This is a genomic window from Hoeflea phototrophica DFL-43, assembly GCF_000154705.2.
In the GTDB taxonomy this organism is placed as follows: Bacteria; Pseudomonadota; Alphaproteobacteria; order Rhizobiales; family Rhizobiaceae; genus Hoeflea; species Hoeflea phototrophica.
On sequence record NZ_CM002917.1, the window covers coordinates 3,603,283 to 3,619,029 of the forward strand.

Sequence of the window (15,747 nt, forward strand, 5' to 3'; positions counted from 1 at the left end):
GATGATGGACAGCCCGTTTTGAGACATTGCAAAAGCCCGCTTCGCACCCGGCACATCATCGACCGGATAACAGTTCTAAAGGCTCAGGCTTGCGCCAGATTGGTGTAAAATGCTGGTCAGCCTGATCGCTCCATGGTCACCGCGGCTGAATTGGGCCATTGAACACCTTGGCTCCGGACACCGGCGCAAAGTAAATCCGGCGGATCATTGCCGCCACCAAACACCTGGAATCGAAGGGAACATGGAATGACCATCAACTTGACCGGCAAGACCGCCCTGATCACTGGCGCCAGCCGCGGCATCGGCGAGGCGGCCGCCCGCGTCATGGCAGGCTATGGCGCCAATATTGTCCTGGCTGCGCGCTCGACCAGCGACATCGACCGCATTGCCGCCGAAATCGGGGATAACGCCATGGCCGTCAGCTGCGATGTCAGCCGCTTTCAGGATCTGCAGAAGGCTGTTGCGGCTGCAAGGGACCGCTTCGGCGGCCTCGACATTCTGGTCAACAATGCCGGCGTGATCGATCCGATCGCCAGGCTTGAAGAGTCCGATCCCGACATCTGGAACCAGGCCGTCGATATCAACCTCAAGGGTGTCTATCACGGCCTGCGCGCAGCCATTCCCGTGATGAAACAGCATGGTGGCGGCGTCATCATCAACATCTCGTCAGGTGCGGCCACCGGTGCAATCGAAGGCTGGAGCCACTACTGCGCCACCAAGGCCGCCGTGCTGTCGCTCACCCGCTGCGCCCACAAGGAAAACGCGCAGGACAATATCCGTGTGGTCGGCCTTTCGCCCGGTACCGTGGCAACGGACATGCAGCGAACCATCAAGGATTCCGGCATCAATCCCGTCAGTCAGCTCGACTGGTCTGCGCACATCTCGACGGAATGGGTCGGCAAGGCAATCGCCTGGCTCGCCACCGATGCCGGGCGGCCCTATGACGGCGATGATTTCTCTCTCAAGACCGAGGAAGGCAGACGCGCAGTTGGCCTGATCGCATAGGACCCCTGGCCGCTCATGACCCGGCGACTGTCAGGGCCGGACGAGGCTAAGTGATGGTTGCGCTGGCAAAGCCCCGGAGATCAAGCACGTCAGAGAGACCTGACCCTTGGTTGTTCGCCTGATTTGACCTTCGGCTTGAGCCCGTCGAGAAACAGCATGTCGAGATAGCGCGCGGCATCCTCGAACCGGCCGTCACCGCCCAGGTCTGGTCCCAGGATCACCTGAACCTGGACATCGAAATCGGCATAGTGCTGCGTTGTCGACCAGATCGAGAAGATCAGATGGCGCGGATCGACACTGTTGATCCGCCCCTCCTTCATCCAGCCCGCAAGAACCTTGGCCTTCTCGTCGACCAGCGGCTTGAGTTCACTCTCCAGAAGCGTCTTGATATGCGGTGCGCCCTGCAGGATTTCATTGGCAAACAGCCGGCTTTCGCGCGGAAAATCTCGCGCCATTTCAAGCTTCCGGCGAATGTAGGATTGCAGTTCGGGAAGCGGGTCCCCAGCCGCATCGAGCTCCTGCAGCGGTTCCAGCCAGGTGTCCAGAAGCCTGCTGATCAGGGCTTCATACATGTCGATCTTGCGTCGAAAATAATAGAGCAGGTTCGGCTTGGACATGCCCGCATGATCGGCAATCTGGTCGATCGTTGCACCACGAAAACCACGCACTGAAAAAACTTCCAGCGCCGCATCGAGAATGCGCTCCTCGTTTTCAACTTGAATGCGCGTCTTGCGTTGGGTCTCCATCGCCCGCGCTTTCATGTCCGGCGCTTCTCGCTCTGCCACGTTTACCCTTCCCAGGCCTCAATTTCACTTGCGCCAACATGGACAATTGGCCTTGACCGGATTGTCCGCCCTGTTAGAGTTTTATCAAACAGTCAAGAATTCGCAACACAGCCTGACACACAAGATCAGGCGTTCGAATTTTTCCCTGACTGAACGATCGGGAATCCAAGCGTCAGGAGGCGCGCCAGCCATGTCCAACCGGCTCAACACCACACCCAATGATTTGCGGGCATTCTGGATGCCGTTCACCGCCAACCGCCAGTTCAAGCAGAACCCGCGGATGATGGTGGCTGCCAAGGACATGCATTTCAGCGCCGCCGATGGCCGCCAGGTGCTTGATGGCACGGCCGGCCTCTGGTGCGTCAATGCCGGCCACTGCCGGCCGCTGATCACCGAAGCCATCCGCCAACAGGTCGGCGAGCTCGATTATGCGCCCGCGTTCCAGATGGGCCATCCCAAGGCCTTTGAACTGGCCAACCGGCTGATCGACATCGCACCCGACAACATGGCCAATGTGCTGTTCACTAATTCTGGCTCGGAATCGGTGGAAACCGCGCTCAAGGTGGCGCTGGCCTATCACCGGGTGAAAGGCGACGGTTCGCGCACCCGCCTGATCGGCCGCGAACGCGGCTACCACGGTGTCAATTTCGGCGGCATTTCCGTGGGCGGCATCGTTGCCAACCGCAAGATGTTCGGAACGCTGCTGACCGGCGTCGATCACATGCCGCACACCCACCTGCCCGAACAGAATGCGTTCACCCGTGGCGAACCTGAGCATGGCGGCGATCTGGCCGACGAGTTGCAGCGCATCGTCACCCTTCACGACCCCTCAACCATTGCGGCTGTGATTGTCGAGCCGGTGGCGGGCTCCACCGGTGTGCTGGTTCCGCCGAAGGGTTATCTCAAGCGCCTGCGCGAGATCTGCACCCAGCACGGCATCCTGCTGATCTTTGATGAGGTCATCACCGGCTATGGCCGGCTCGGAAGCGCCTTTGCCTCGCAGCATTTCGATGTGAAGCCCGACATCATCGTCACTGCCAAGGGACTGACCAACGGCGTGATTCCGATGGGCGCGGTGTTTGTCACCCAGGAAATCCATGATGCCTTCATGCAGGGACCCGAACACATGATCGAGTTCTTCCATGGCTACACCTATTCGGGCAATCCGATTGCCTGCGCCGCCGCACTCGGCACGCTGGAGACCTACAAGCAGGAAGGCCTGTTCGAGCGCGCCGCAGAGCTTGCGCCCTATTGGGAGGATGCACTGCATTCCCTCAAGGGCGAGCCACATGTCATCGACATCCGCAACATAGGCCTGGTTGGCGCAATCGAACTCCAGGGTGTTGCCGGAGAGCCGACCAAGCGCGCCTTTGCCTGCTTCGTCCGCGCCTGGGAAAAGGGCTGTTTGATTCGCACCACCGGCGACATCATTGCATTGTCGCCGCCACTGATCATTTCAAAATCGCAGATCGATGAACTGATTGACTGTGTGCGCACTGTTCTCAATGAAGTTGCCTGACCATGCAGATCGCCCAAAATGTCATCGGCGGGAAACTGACAGATCCCGCCTTCGAGCCGTGTGAAGCCGTTATCCATTTACCGGACTGAGCCATGAAACGTGAACCCGCCACCGCAACAACCCTGGTCGATGATGAGCGCGTCCGCGTGACGCGCTTCGACTTCGAACCCGGCCAGGAAACCGGATGGCATGTGCACGGCCATGATTATGTCGTCACACCGGTGACCGAATGCGTCATGGTGCTCGAGGAGCCGGGCGGCGGCGCGCGCGAAGTCACAATGGCGGCAGGCGACGCCTATCGCCGCCCGCTTGGCGTCGAACACAATGTCATCAACGGCGGCACCGCACCGATGACCTTCGTTGAAGTCGAACTGAAATAGGAGACCACCATGTCCGCACCTGCAGCAAATCTTCGCATCAACGCCGACAGGCTGTGGGAATCGCTCATGGACATGGCCAAGATCGGACCGGGCATTGCCGGCGGCAACAACCGCCAAACGCTCACAGACGAGGACGGCGAAGGCCGCCACCTGTTCCGCAAATGGTGCGAAGACGCGGGTCTCACCATGGGCGTAGACACCATGGGCAACATGTTCATGACCCGGCCCGGCACTGATCCAGATGCGCTGCCGGTCTATGTCGGCTCTCACCTCGACACCCAACCAACGGGGGGCAAATATGACGGCGTGCTTGGCGTGCTTGCAGGCCTCGAGCTGGTCCGCACGCTGAACGATCTCGACATCAAGACCAAGCATCCGATCGTTGTGGTCAACTGGACCAACGAGGAAGGCACCCGCTTTGCGCCCGCGATGCTGGCTTCCGGCGTCTTTGCAGGCATCCACACCCAGGACTGGGCCTATGACAAGGTCGACGCCAAGGGCAAGCGCTTCGGCGACGAGCTGGTTCGCATCGGCTGGAAGGGCGACGAGGAAGTGGGCGCACGCAAGATGCATGCACTGTTTGAACTTCACATCGAGCAGGGCCCGATCCTGGAAGCCGAAGGCAAGGACATCGGCGTCGTCACCCACGGCCAGGGCCTGCGCTGGATACAGTGCACGGTGACCGGCAAGGAAAGCCACACCGGCTCGACCCCGATGCCGATGCGCAAGAACGCCGGCCGCGGCCTCGCCCAGATCACCGAGCTGGTGCACGAGATCGCGATGGCCAACGCGCCGAACGCCGTGGGCGCCATCGGCCACATCGACGTCTACCCGAACTCCCGCAACATCATTCCGGGCCAGGTGGTCTTCACCATCGATTTCCGCAGCCACGAGCTCGACACCTTGAACGGCATGGTCGACAGGCTGATGGCGGAAGCCCCGAAGCTTTGCGATGCCCTGGGCGTCAGCTTCGAGGCAGAGATCGTCGGCCAGTTCGACCCGCCGGAATTCGACCATGGCTGCGTCAAGGCGATCCGCGACGCGGCCGAGCGGCTCGGCTACTCGCACATGGACATCATCTCCGGTGCCGGCCACGATGCTTGCTGGATCAACCGCGTCGCCCCGACCGCCATGGTCATGTGCCCCTGCGTTGACGGGTTGAGCCACAACGAGGCCGAAGAGATCACAAGGGAATGGGCAGGCGCGGGATGCGACGTGCTGATGCATGCGGTGGTGGAAACGGCCGGGGTGGTGGAATAGCGCAAATGGCCTTATATTGGGACAACCTCAATCGTCTGGAGCCACGGCCATGTCGCCGGCAACCGAAAACCTTGCGCTTGAGCATCTTCACGCCATTCGCACGACGGTTGATCGGCTCGCCGACGACATGCAGGAGGTCAAAGGTCGGCTCGGCACTCTCGAAATGCAATATGCCAGCATTTCGACCCGGCTCGACCGGATGGATGAACGCGTTTCCCGCATCGAAAAGCGTCTTGGGCTCGTCGACGTTTAGGCCGAGTACCCGGCTTCTCTGCAATGCAGTGAACCGCGATTTCTTCCCATTCCCTATGCGCCACAGCGCGGCACACCCCATAGCTGCAGTGCGGCTTGGGGGAAGATCCGTCCGGCATTCGACGCACAAACAGCGGAGACCAAGTCCATGACCACATCAGCCAAAGTTTTGCCAATGGACCGCAACGACGAGCAGCAGCTTCGGATCGATCTCGCAGCAGCCCTGCGCCTCGCCGCCTATTACGACTGGCACGAAGGCGTGGCCAATCACTTCTCCGCCGCGGTCTCGGCGGATGGCAAAAAGTTCCTGATCAATCCGCGCTGGAAGCATTTCTCCCGCGCCAAGGCGAGCGAATTGCTGCTGGTGGACGCGGATGATCCCGACACGATGAACCGGCCCGACGCGCCCGATCCGTCGGCATGGTCGATCCATTCTGCCATTCACCGCAATGTGCCCCACGCCCGTGTGGCGCTGCACATTCATCCGCCCTACGCGACCACGCTGGCAACACTCAAGGATCCGTCGATCAAACCGGTCGACCAAGTCACCGCACGCTTCTTCAACCGGCTGGCGATGGATATGAATTTCGGCGGCATCGCGTCAGAGGAAGCCGAGGGCGAACGCATCGCCACCACCATCGGCAATCACTCGGCCGTCATGATGGCCAATCACGGCGTGACCACCCTGGCACCGACCGTCGCCGAGGCCTTCGACGCGATGTACCATCTCGAGCGCGCCGCGCGGACCATGGTGCTGGCCTACTCAACCGGCCAGCCGCTGAACGTCATGAGCGACGAACTGGCGGAATCCGTGGCGCGCGAATGGGATGTCTACAAGGACGCCGAGTTCTCGCATTTCGAGGAAATGAAACGTGTGCTTGACCGTGAAAATCCCGGCTATGCGGAGTGAGGCAGAAGCGTTGAAACATGATTGAGCGAACGCACAGGGCCAGCCGACAGGTTCCTCTCCCCCCGGGGGAGAGGTCGGGCGGCACTGCCGTCCCCCCTCCCCCTTGAGGGGAGGGGTTAGGGGTGGGGGTATTGTTCATGTCACCTACTATCGTCGATCCAAAAATGATTCCGCGAGCGCGCAGGCTTCGCCGAACCATGACAGAGGGTGAAAAAAGACTTTGGTCAGAACTCCGCGGTTTCAAAAGGCTCTACGGACTCCATGTCCGCAAACAAGTTCCAATCGGCCCTTTCGTTGCCGATTTCGCAATTCACTCCGCCAAGCTTGTTATCGAAGTGGACGGCGAGCATCATTTCACCCGGCAAGGGATGGCTAACGACAAACGACGCGATGAGTGGTTGAAAAATGCGGGCTACCGGGTTGTCCGGTTTAACACCGGTGAACTGTCTGACACATTCGACGGCTGCATCGAACAGATCCTTCGGGAGCTAGAACTGATGAATTGAACAAGAGGCACACCCCCACCCCTAACCCCTCCCCTCAAGGGGGAGGGGGATGACCGCAAAAGAACAAACACGGGAAGCAGATCATGAGCACCACTGTCATCAAGAACGGAACCATCGTCACCGCCGACCTGACCTACAAGGCAGACGTGATGATCGAGGGCGGCGTCATCACCGCCATCGGCCCCAACCTTGTCGGCGACAAGTCGCTCGATGCCACCGGCTGCTATGTCATGCCCGGCGGCATCGACCCGCACACCCATCTCGAAATGCCCTTCATGGGCACCTATTCGAGCGATGATTTTGAAAGCGGCACCCGTGCGGCACTGTCGGGCGGCACCACCATGGTGATCGACTTCGCCCTGCCCGCGCCCGGCCAGTCGCTGCTTGAAGCAATCTCCATGTGGGACAACAAATCGACCCGCGCCAATTGCGACTATTCCTTCCACATGGCGATCACCTGGTGGGGCGAGCAGGTGTTCAACGAGATGGAAACCGTGGTCAAGGATCGCGGCATCACCACCTTCAAACACTTCATGGCCTACAAGGGTGCGCTGATGGTGGATGATGACGAGATGTATTCCTCGTTCTCCCGCGTCGGCGAACTGGGCGGCATCGCCATGGTCCACGCCGAGAACGGCGACGTGGTGGCCCAGCTCCAGCAGAAGCTCCTCGCCGAAGGCAACAACGGTCCCGAGGCGCACGCCTTTTCGCGGCCCGCCGAAGTCGAGGGCGAAGCCACCAACCGCGCCATCATGATCGCCGACATGGCAGGCACACCGCTCTACATCGTGCACACATCCTGCGAGCAGAGCCACGAAGCCATCCGCCGCGCCCGTCAGAAGGGCATGCGCGTCTGGGGTGAGCCGCTGATCCAGCATCTCACACTGGATGAAAGCGAATATGCCCATCCCGATTGGGACCATGCCGCGCGCCGGGTGATGAGCCCGCCTTTCCGCGACAAGATGCATCAGGACAGCCTCTGGGCGGGCCTGTCGGCAGGCTCGCTGCAGGTGGTCGCCACCGACCATTGCGCCTTCACAACCGAACAGAAGCGCTATGGCGTCGGCGATTTCACCAAGATCCCCAACGGCACCGGCGGCCTGGAAGACCGTATGCCGATGCTCTGGACCTACGGCGTCGCCACCGGCAGGCTGACCATGAACGAGTTCGTCGCCGTCACCTCGACAAACATCGCCAAGATCCTCAACACCTACCCCAAAAAGGGTGCGGTGCTGGTCGGCGCCGATGCCGATCTGGTGATCTGGGATCCGGAAAAATCCAAGACGATTTCAGCCGGCAACCAGCAGTCGGCGATTGATTACAACGTGTTCGAGGGCAAGACCGTCAAAGGCCTGCCGCGCTACACCCTGACCAGAGGCATGGTCGCCATCGACGACGGTGAGATCAAGACCCAGGAAGGCCATGGCCAGTTCGTCAAGCGCCCGCCGGTCACGCCGATCAACAAGGCGCTGTCGACCTGGAAGGAACTCACCTCTCCACGCAAGGTCGAGCGCTCGGGCATTCCGGCAAGCGGGGTGTGATGGCATGAAACCTGCGCGCTCTTGGCCAAGAGCGCGCAAGCCGATGACCGTTGGAACAGTAAAACAAAAAGCAGCATCCCATGCCTGAGACAGTCATTTCCGCCCAGAATCTGGATCTCACATTCGAGACCAATGACGGCCCGGTTCACGCCCTCAAGGACATCACGCTCGACATCGCAGAGGGCGAATTCGTCTCGCTGATCGGGCCGTCCGGTTGCGGCAAGACCACGCTGCTGAGGGTCATCGCCGATCTCGAGCAGCCGACCGGCGGCACGGTCTCGATCAACGGCATGACGCCCGAACAGGCCCGCATGGCGCGCGCCTATGGCTATGTGTTCCAGCAGGCGGCACTGCTTCCCTGGCGCACCATTGAGGACAACATCGCCCTGCCGCTCGAGGTCATGGGGCTTGATAGCGCCGCGCGCGCGTCACGCATCAAGAGCAATCTCGAACTGGTCAATCTGGCAGGCTTCGAGAAAAAATTCCCCTGGCAGCTTTCCGGCGGCATGCAGCAACGCGCCTCCATCGCTCGGGCCTTGGCGGTGGAGCCGGACATGCTGTTGATGGACGAACCCTTCGGCGCGCTCGACGAGATTGTCCGCGATCATCTGAACGAGCAATTGCTCAAACTCTGGGCCAAGACGAAAAAGACCGTGGTTTTCGTCACCCACTCAATCCCCGAGGCCGTGTTCCTGTCGACCAAGATCGTGGTGATGAGCCCGCGTCCGGGCCGCATTTACGATGTCATCGATTGCAGCGCGCTGGGCACGGAACGCCCGCTTGATATCCGCGAAACGCCGGAGTTCCTGCATATCGCCCATCAGGTCCGCGAAGGCCTCAAGGCGGGGCACAGCTATGATGACTAGCGCTGTCCGGACTCAACAGGCCGAACCGTTGATACGCATGGCGGAACTCGCCGACCTGCCGACATGCGCGGCGATCATCAATGATTACATCGACGCCACCGAATGGCTGCCACGCACCGCCAGCCGCGATGCAGTGGAGGCGCTGTTCGTTCCGGCACTTCTCGAAAAACGTAGGCTCTTCATCGCCGAAGAGCGGGGCGAAATCCTGGGCTATCTGTCGATGAACCCGCAGGACGGTTTCGTGCCCGCGCTCTACCTGAGCCCCGCTGCGCGTGGCAAGGGAACAGGCCGGCTGCTGCTCGACGCAGCCAAGGCTGCCCATCCCGACAGCCTCGAGCTCACGGTGTTCGAACGAAACACCGAAGCGCTGCGGTTTTATGCGCGCGAAGGCTTTGTCGAGGATCCATCCCGGCGCGACGACAAGACCGAAGAAGGCATCCCGACGCTGTGGATGCGCTGGCCGGGAGAGGCCGCATGACCTCACCCAGCCTCCTTCGCGACAAGATCCTGCCGATCGGAACGGTGGTGCTCGCGATCATCGCAATCTGGTATCTCGCAGCCGTGTACCTCAACGCGCCGTTTGAGCGCGATCAGGCCGAACGCGCCGGAACCGAGATCAGTTTTTCGGAAATTCTGCCGCGCACCATGGCCCAGGAACGCCCGGTGCTGCCCGCCCCACACCAGGTCTTCACAGAACTGTGGGAAACCACAGTGGAAAAGAAGATCACCTCCAAGCGCAGCCTGATCTACCATTCCTGGATCACGCTCTCCTCGACCCTGCTCGGCTTTGCCATGGGCACGGTGCTCGGCGTGGCGCTGGCGGTCGGCATCGTCCATTTCCAGACGCTTGACCGTTCGCTGATGCCCTGGATCATCACCTCGCAGACGATCCCCATCCTGGCAATCGCGCCGATGATCATCGTGGTGCTGAATGCCGTGGGCATATCCGGGCTGCTGCCGAAAGCGACGATCTCGATGTACCTCTCCTTCTTCCCCATCGCCGTGGGAATGACCAAGGGGCTGAGATCGCCCGAAGTGATGCATCTTGATCTGATGCGCACCTATTCGGCGTCCGCGTCGCAGACCTTCTGGAAGCTCCGCCTGCCGGCCGCCGTTCCGTTCCTCGTGACCTCGATGAAGGTCGCGATCTCGATTGCGCTGGTCGGCGCCATTGTCGGCGAACTGCCGACCGGCGCGGTGGCTGGTCTTGGTGCGCGGCTTCTCGCCGGTTCCTATTACGGCCAGACCGTGCAGATCTGGTCGGCACTGTTGATGGCGGCGGCTCTTGCGGGAATTCTGGTCTCACTGGTCGATATCATCGGCGCACGGGTCAACAGGCGCATGGGAGTGAAACCGGCATGAACGGCCCCTTTCTCACGGCGATCCTGTTCTGGTTGGCGGCCTGGGCAGTCAATGTCTGGCTCGCCCGGCTGAAGCCGAAAAATCCGTCGGTCACAAGGTTGATCAATGTCATCATCCCGGTGCTCTTTGGCGCGGCCCTGATCGCACTCTGGGAAGGTGTGACCCGTGGTTTCAACGTGCCGAGCGTGCTGCTGCCCGCGCCCTCGATGATCTGGGGCCGAATTCTGAGCTCCGCCCACATTCTCTGGGCCGATTTCCAGCAGACCTATCTCAAGGCGGTGATCGCCGGTTACGTGATGGGATGCGGCATCGGCTTCATCACAGCGATCCTGGTGGACCGCAGCCCGTTCCTGCGCAAGGGCGTCATCCCTGTCGGCAATCTGGTCGCCGCCCTGCCGATCGTCGGTGTCGCTCCGATCATGGTCATGTGGTTCGGCTTCGACTGGCAGTCCAAGGCCGCCGTCGTGGTGGTGATGACCTTCTTCCCAATGCTGGTCAACACCGTCGCAGGCCTTGCCGCAACCGGCTCGATGGAGCGCGACCTGATGCGCACCTATGCCGCGACGCGCTGGCAGACGCTTTTCAAATTGCGGCTTCCCGCCGCTATGCCTTTCATATTCAATGCACTCAAGATCAACTCGACTCTGGCGCTTATCGGGGCCATTGTTGCGGAGTTCTTCGGCACCCCGATCGTCGGCATGGGCTTCCGGATCTCCACCGAAGTCGGGCGCATGAATGTGGATATGGTCTGGGCCACGATTTTCGTCGCGGCACTGGCCGGGTCACTTTCCTACGGGCTGATAGCGCTCGCGGAAAGGGCCGTAACTTTCTGGCATCCGTCCTACCGGCGCAGAGCCGGTGCATAACAAGACGGAGCCACAACCAGAGGAGAATGGCATGAAAAAGACGATCTCAATCACCATGGGGCTTGCCCTTTCGCTGATGGCCGGATCGGCACTTGCAGCCGACAAGCTGACGCTGCAGCTCAAATGGGTCACCCAGGCCCAGTTCGCTGGCTACTATGTGGCCAAGGACAAGGGCATGTACGAGGCCGCCGGCCTTGATATCGAAATCAAGCCGGGCGGCCCGGACATCGCGCCTCCGCAGGTGATCGCAGGCGGCGGCGCCGACGTCATCGTCGACTGGATGCCTTCGGCTCTCGCCAGCCGCGAAAAGGGTGTCGCACTGGTCAACATCGCCCAGCCGTTCAAGTCGTCGGGCATGATGCTGACCTGCCGCAAGGAAACCGGCATTGCTTCGCCGGCAGACTTCAAGGGCAAAACGCTGGGCGTCTGGTTCTTCGGCAACGAATATCCGTTCCTGTCCTGGATGAGCCAGCTCGGCATTCCGACCGAAGGTGGCGCCGATGGCGTTGAAGTGCTCAAGCAGGGCTTCAATGTCGATCCGCTGATCCAGAAGCAGGCCGATTGCGTGTCGACCATGACCTACAACGAATATTGGCAGGTCATCGACGCAGGTCTTTCCGCCGACGATTTGGTCACCTTCAAATATGAAGATGAAGGTGTGGCGACCCTCGAGGACGGCCTTTATGTGCTCGAATCGAGCCTTGAAGATCCGGAGATGGTCGACAAGCTTGCCCGTTTCGTCAAAGCCTCGATGGAAGGCTGGAAATGGGCCGAGGAAAACCCGGATGAAGCAGCCGAGATCGTTCTCGAAAATGACGCCAGCGGCGCTCAGACCGAAAAGCACCAGAAGCGCATGATGGGTGAAATCGCCAAGCTGACCGCCGGCTCCGACGGTACGCTCGATGAAGCCGACTATCAGCGCACCGTCGACACGCTGATGAAGGGCGGTTCCGACCCGGTCATCACCAAGGTGCCGGAAGGCGCATGGACATCGGCCGTGACCGACAAGATGAAAGCCATGTGATCACCCTTTTCGGGTAAACTGGACCGGCCGGCTGCAACAGCCGGCCGGTTTTTGATTCGGACGCGCAGAAAGAGAGACCAGCCATGACCAGCAGACTTGGTGACATGATTGATCAGGGCCAGGGCAAGGCACCGGCGGACATCGTTCTCAAGGGCGGCAAGCTGTTTGATCTGACCACCGGCGAGCTGCGCGACGGTGACATCGCCATCTGCGGCGACCGCATTGTCGGCACGCTTGAGAGCTATTCCGGCATCGAGGAAATCGACATCTCCGGCCGGATCGTGGTTCCGGGCTTCATCGACACCCATCTCCACATCGAGAGTTCACTGGTCACTCCGCATGAGTTTGACCGCTGCGTTCTGCCGCGCGGCGTCACCACCGCCATCTGCGATCCGCACGAGATCGCCAATGTCATAGGCGCCACCGGCATTCGTTACTTCCTCGATTGCTCCGAACAGACCATCATGGACATCCGCGTCCAGCTCTCAAGCTGCGTGCCAGCCACCCATCTCGAGACCGCCGGCGCGCGCCTCGACATCGAGGACCTGCTGCCGTTCCGCGACCACCCCCAGGTGATCGGTCTCGCCGAATTCATGAATTTTCCCGGCGTTCTGTTCAAGGACCCCGCCTGCATGGCCAAGCTCGAGGCGTTTCAGGGCGGTCACATCGATGGCCACGCGCCGCTCTTGCGCGGGCTCGGCCTCAACGGCTATCTCGCCGCCGGCATCCGCACCGAGCACGAATCCACCACCGCCGAGGAAGCGCTGGAGAAGATGTCCAAGGGCATGCATGTGCTGGTGCGCGAAGGCTCGGTCAGCCGCGATCTCGACGCGCTGATCCCGATCATCACCGAGCGCAATTCGCCCTTCCTGGCGCTCTGCACCGACGACCGCAACCCGCTCGACATCGCCGAGCACGGCCATCTCGACTACATGATCCGCCATGCCATCGCCAATGGCGTGGAGCCCTTGGCGATCTACCGCGCCGCTTCGATCTCCGCCGCCCGCGCCTTTGGCCTGCGCGACCGCGGCCTGGTGGCGCCCGGCTGGCGCGCCGACCTGGTGGTGCTCGACAGCCTTGAGGATTGCAACGCCCAGATGGTGTTCTCCGCTGGCCGCCGCGTCACCGACGCTCTGTTCGCCACCCGCAAGCAGACCGAACTGGTCGGCACCGACAGTGTCCGGGCGCCACTGGTCGAGGCAGGTTCCTTCACCGTTCGCAAGAACCGCAGTTCGACACCGGTGATCGGCATCGTGCCGGGCAAGATCATCACCGAACGCCGCGATCTCGATCTCGCCATCGACAATGGTGAGAAGCAGATCGATCTCGCCCGCGACATCCTCAAGATCGCGGTGATCGAGCGCCATGGCAAGAACGGCAACATCGCCACCGGCTTTGTTCAGGGCTTCGGCCTCAAGCGCGGCGCCATCGCCTCTACCATCGGCCATGACAGCCACAACATCTGCGTGGTTGGCGCGACCGAGGCGGACATGGCCGTCGCCGCCAACCGGCTGAGCGAAATCCGAGGCGGTTTCGTGGTTGCCGAGGACGGCAAGGTGATCGCCGAAATCGCCCTGCCGGTGGCCGGCCTGATGAGCGATCAGCCCTATGAATGGGTGCGAGAAACGCTAATCCCGCTACGCAAGGCGGCAAAATCATTGGGCGGCACGCTGGACGAGCCTTTCCTGCAGCTGGCCTTCCTGCCGCTGCCGGTGATCCCGCATCTCAAGATTTCCGATCGCGGCATGATCGATGTCGACGCCTTCGAGATCATCGATCCGTAAGCTCAGGCGAGCCGGGCGCAGAACGCATCGAGCCCGCTGAGATGAACCGTGCTGCCCTCATGACCGGGGGCAAAGCCGTGAAGCCTCAGAACCTCGACGATCTTCAGATCCGATGGCGGTGTCCATTCCGCAGGCTCGCGGTCGAGATTGAAAACGAACAACAACCGCCCCTCGCCCTCACCACGCGTAAACGCCAGAAGATCGCCATTGGTTTCAAGGAATGTCATTGAACCGTCGACAAGGCAGGCATGGGCTTTCCGGAAGGCCAGCGTCTTGCGGTAATGATTGAGCATCGAGCCGCTCAGATGGTCCTGCTGATCAACAGCGTGCAGGCGCTGGCTGTCGGGAACCGGCAGCCACGTCCGCGTCGCATCGGAAAATCCGGCATGGGCCGCGTCCTTTTCCCACACCATCGGCGTGCGGCATCCGTCCCTGCCCTTGTAGGCCGGCCAGAACCTGATGCCGTAGGGATCGACCAGATCTTCAAAGGCAATCTCGGCTGCCTCCAGCCCCAGCTCCTCGCCCTGATAGAGGCAGATCGATCCCCGAAACGATGACAGCATGGTGATGGCAAAGCGCGCCAGGTGTTCGGCGTCGTCACCCTCTTGCAGCCAGCGCGTGACATGCCGCTCGACATCATGGTTGGAGAACGACCAGCAGACCCAGCCATCGCTGACCACCGACTGGAAATTGACGATGCTGCGGCGGAAATGTTCGGCCGAAAACTCCCCACCGAGCATGTCGAATGTGTAGCACATATGCAGCTTGTCGCCGCCATTGGTGTAGGCCGCAACGGTCTTCAGCGAGCGTCGGCCATCACCGACTTCACCCACTGTGGTCCGGCCCTCATACTCATCCAAAAGCGCGCGGAAGCGCTGCAGAAAGACGACATTCTCCGGCTGCGACTTGTCGTAGAGATGGTCCTGAAAGCCGTAAGGATTGGTGTCGGGCGCATCGACCCCCATGAAGTTGCCGTCTTCCAGAGACTTGTTGAGCGGCGGGTTGTCGCGCAGATGCTTGTCATGGACATAGAAATTGACCGTGTCGAGACGAAAGCCGTCCACACACCGGTCAAGCCAGAACCGGACAGTGTCTAGAACGGCATTCTGCACATCCGGATTGTGAAAATTCAGGTCCGGCTGCGACGCCAGGAAATTGTGCATGTAGTATTGGCGCCGCACGGTGTCCCATTCCCAGGCTGGTCCGCCGAAAATCGACAGCCAGTTGTTGGGCGCGGTGCCATCCGGTTTCGGATCCGCCCAGACATACCAGTCGGCCTTCGCATTGTCCCGGCTCGACCGGCTTTCCTTGAACCAGGGATGCTGGTCGGATGAATGCGAGATCACCTGATCGATGATGATCTTGAGCCCCTTGGCATGGGCCAGCTCGACCAGCTCATCGAAATCCGACAAGGTGCCGAACATAGGGTCGACATCGCAGTAGTCTGAGACATCATAACCGAAATCGGCCATCGGCGATTTGAAGAATGGGGACAGCCAGATCGCGTCGACACCCAGCGAGGCGATGTGATCGAGCCGCTCGATGATGCCGCGAATATCACCGATGCCGTCACCGGACGTGTCCTGATAGGATCGCGGATAGACCTGATAGATGACACAGCCGCGCCACCAATTCTGCGAATTGGTCATATCGGTCTCCTGAAAGAAAGCTGCCTCGGAAAGAGGCA

General features: G+C 60.9%; 16 protein-coding genes. 14 read left to right on the plus strand and 2 right to left on the minus strand.

Features of this window, described 5'->3' with window-relative positions:
* Positions 1-246 precede the first annotated feature (246 nt).
* Positions 247-1,005, plus strand: coding sequence for an SDR family oxidoreductase (locus HPDFL43_RS17010; protein ID WP_007198629.1), 759 nt, complete (start codon positions 247-249; stop codon positions 1,003-1,005).
* Positions 1,006-1,094: 89 nt separating this feature from the next.
* Here the strand turns inward: HPDFL43_RS17010 and HPDFL43_RS17015 are convergent, their stop codons facing one another.
* Positions 1,095-1,766 (minus strand): TetR family transcriptional regulator C-terminal domain-containing protein, encoded by a 672-nt coding sequence (locus tag HPDFL43_RS17015; RefSeq protein ID WP_007198630.1) that lies wholly within the window; start codon positions 1,764-1,766, stop codon positions 1,095-1,097.
* Between the two features lie 214 nt (positions 1,767-1,980).
* Here HPDFL43_RS17015 and aptA point away from each other — a divergent pair, with 214 nt between their 5' ends.
* From aptA to ade, 13 genes are all read left to right on the plus strand, one after another.
* On the plus strand, positions 1,981-3,309 hold the full coding sequence (gene aptA / locus HPDFL43_RS17020) for an omega-aminotransferase AptA (RefSeq protein WP_007198631.1): 1,329 nt from the start codon (positions 1,981-1,983) through the stop codon (positions 3,307-3,309).
* Positions 3,310-3,401: 92 nt separating this feature from the next.
* Positions 3,402-3,689 (plus strand): cupin domain-containing protein, encoded by a 288-nt coding sequence (locus HPDFL43_RS17025; protein ID WP_007198632.1) that lies wholly within the window; start codon positions 3,402-3,404, stop codon positions 3,687-3,689.
* A gap of 9 nt (positions 3,690-3,698) precedes the next feature.
* Positions 3,699-4,949 (plus strand): Zn-dependent hydrolase, encoded by a 1,251-nt coding sequence (locus HPDFL43_RS17030; RefSeq protein ID WP_007198633.1) that lies wholly within the window; start codon positions 3,699-3,701, stop codon positions 4,947-4,949.
* A 49-nt stretch (positions 4,950-4,998) separates the two neighbouring features.
* Complete coding sequence (locus HPDFL43_RS17035) at positions 4,999-5,202, plus strand: hypothetical protein (RefSeq protein ID WP_007198634.1); 204 nt, start codon at positions 4,999-5,001, stop codon at positions 5,200-5,202.
* Between the two features lie 147 nt (positions 5,203-5,349).
* Positions 5,350-6,111, plus strand: a complete 762-nt coding sequence (locus HPDFL43_RS17040) for a class II aldolase/adducin family protein (RefSeq protein ID WP_052093228.1) — start codon at positions 5,350-5,352, stop codon at positions 6,109-6,111.
* Positions 6,112-6,248: 137 nt separating this feature from the next.
* Positions 6,249-6,617 carry an endonuclease domain-containing protein gene (locus tag HPDFL43_RS17045; protein ID WP_040449305.1) on the plus strand — a complete coding sequence of 123 codons (369 nt, stop codon included), beginning with the start codon at positions 6,249-6,251 and terminating at the stop codon, positions 6,615-6,617.
* A gap of 83 nt (positions 6,618-6,700) precedes the next feature.
* Positions 6,701-8,158, plus strand: coding sequence for a dihydropyrimidinase (hydA, locus tag HPDFL43_RS17050; protein ID WP_007198637.1), 1,458 nt, complete (start codon positions 6,701-6,703; stop codon positions 8,156-8,158).
* A gap of 80 nt (positions 8,159-8,238) precedes the next feature.
* Positions 8,239-9,024 carry an ABC transporter ATP-binding protein gene (locus HPDFL43_RS17055; RefSeq protein WP_007198638.1) on the plus strand — a complete coding sequence of 262 codons (786 nt, stop codon included), beginning with the start codon at positions 8,239-8,241 and terminating at the stop codon, positions 9,022-9,024.
* A complete protein-coding gene (locus HPDFL43_RS17060) occupies positions 9,014-9,502 on the plus strand; it encodes a GNAT family N-acetyltransferase (protein WP_084594699.1) in 489 nt (162 codons plus the stop codon). The genes HPDFL43_RS17055 and HPDFL43_RS17060 overlap by 11 nt, the downstream gene beginning before the upstream one ends.
* On the plus strand, positions 9,499-10,386 hold the full coding sequence (locus HPDFL43_RS17065; RefSeq protein WP_007198640.1) for an ABC transporter permease: 888 nt from the start codon (positions 9,499-9,501) through the stop codon (positions 10,384-10,386). The genes HPDFL43_RS17060 and HPDFL43_RS17065 overlap by 4 nt, the downstream gene beginning before the upstream one ends.
* Positions 10,383-11,252 carry an ABC transporter permease gene (locus HPDFL43_RS17070; RefSeq protein ID WP_007198641.1) on the plus strand — a complete coding sequence of 290 codons (870 nt, stop codon included), beginning with the start codon at positions 10,383-10,385 and terminating at the stop codon, positions 11,250-11,252. Before HPDFL43_RS17065 ends, HPDFL43_RS17070 begins: the two co-directional genes overlap by 4 nt.
* Positions 11,253-11,283: 31 nt before the next feature.
* A complete protein-coding gene (locus HPDFL43_RS17075; RefSeq protein ID WP_007198642.1) occupies positions 11,284-12,276 on the plus strand; it encodes an ABC transporter substrate-binding protein in 993 nt (330 codons plus the stop codon).
* Positions 12,277-12,359: 83 nt separating this feature from the next.
* Entirely contained in the window at positions 12,360-14,060 is a 1,701-nt protein-coding gene (gene ade, locus HPDFL43_RS17080) for an adenine deaminase (RefSeq protein WP_007198643.1), read from the plus strand.
* Between the two features lie 2 nt (positions 14,061-14,062).
* On the opposite strand, the gene bglA is transcribed toward ade, so the two are convergent.
* Positions 14,063-15,709: a beta-galactosidase BglA gene (gene bglA / locus HPDFL43_RS17085; RefSeq protein WP_040450426.1), complete on the minus strand. Its 1,647-nt coding sequence runs from the start codon at positions 15,707-15,709 to the stop codon at positions 14,063-14,065.
* Positions 15,710-15,747: the final 38 nt, after the last annotated feature.

Excerpts from the sequence above, each read along its gene's own strand:
- HPDFL43_RS17015 (WP_007198630.1), bottom strand. The coding sequence starts at position 1,766 with ATGAAAGCGCGGGCGATGGAGACCCAACGCAAGACGCGCATTCAAGTT.
- HPDFL43_RS17010 (WP_007198629.1), top strand. The coding sequence starts at position 247 with ATGACCATCAACTTGACCGGCAAGACCGCCCTGATCACTGGCGCCAGC.
- HPDFL43_RS17065 (WP_007198640.1), top strand. The coding sequence starts at position 9,499 with ATGACCTCACCCAGCCTCCTTCGCGACAAGATCCTGCCGATCGGAACG.
- HPDFL43_RS17035 (WP_007198634.1), top strand. The coding sequence starts at position 4,999 with ATGTCGCCGGCAACCGAAAACCTTGCGCTTGAGCATCTTCACGCCATT.
- HPDFL43_RS17070 (WP_007198641.1), top strand. The coding sequence starts at position 10,383 with ATGAACGGCCCCTTTCTCACGGCGATCCTGTTCTGGTTGGCGGCCTGG.
- HPDFL43_RS17025 (WP_007198632.1), top strand. The coding sequence starts at position 3,402 with ATGAAACGTGAACCCGCCACCGCAACAACCCTGGTCGATGATGAGCGC.
- aptA (WP_007198631.1), top strand. The coding sequence starts at position 1,981 with ATGTCCAACCGGCTCAACACCACACCCAATGATTTGCGGGCATTCTGG.
- hydA (WP_007198637.1), top strand. The coding sequence starts at position 6,701 with ATGAGCACCACTGTCATCAAGAACGGAACCATCGTCACCGCCGACCTG.
- HPDFL43_RS17075 (WP_007198642.1), top strand. The coding sequence starts at position 11,284 with ATGAAAAAGACGATCTCAATCACCATGGGGCTTGCCCTTTCGCTGATG.
- HPDFL43_RS17030 (WP_007198633.1), top strand. The coding sequence starts at position 3,699 with ATGTCCGCACCTGCAGCAAATCTTCGCATCAACGCCGACAGGCTGTGG.
- HPDFL43_RS17040 (WP_052093228.1), top strand. The coding sequence starts at position 5,350 with ATGACCACATCAGCCAAAGTTTTGCCAATGGACCGCAACGACGAGCAG.
- HPDFL43_RS17045 (WP_040449305.1), top strand. The coding sequence starts at position 6,249 with ATGTCACCTACTATCGTCGATCCAAAAATGATTCCGCGAGCGCGCAGG.
- HPDFL43_RS17060 (WP_084594699.1), top strand. The coding sequence starts at position 9,014 with ATGATGACTAGCGCTGTCCGGACTCAACAGGCCGAACCGTTGATACGC.
- HPDFL43_RS17055 (WP_007198638.1), top strand. The coding sequence starts at position 8,239 with ATGCCTGAGACAGTCATTTCCGCCCAGAATCTGGATCTCACATTCGAG.
- ade (WP_007198643.1), top strand. The coding sequence starts at position 12,360 with ATGACCAGCAGACTTGGTGACATGATTGATCAGGGCCAGGGCAAGGCA.
- bglA (WP_040450426.1), bottom strand. The coding sequence starts at position 15,709 with ATGACCAATTCGCAGAATTGGTGGCGCGGCTGTGTCATCTATCAGGTC.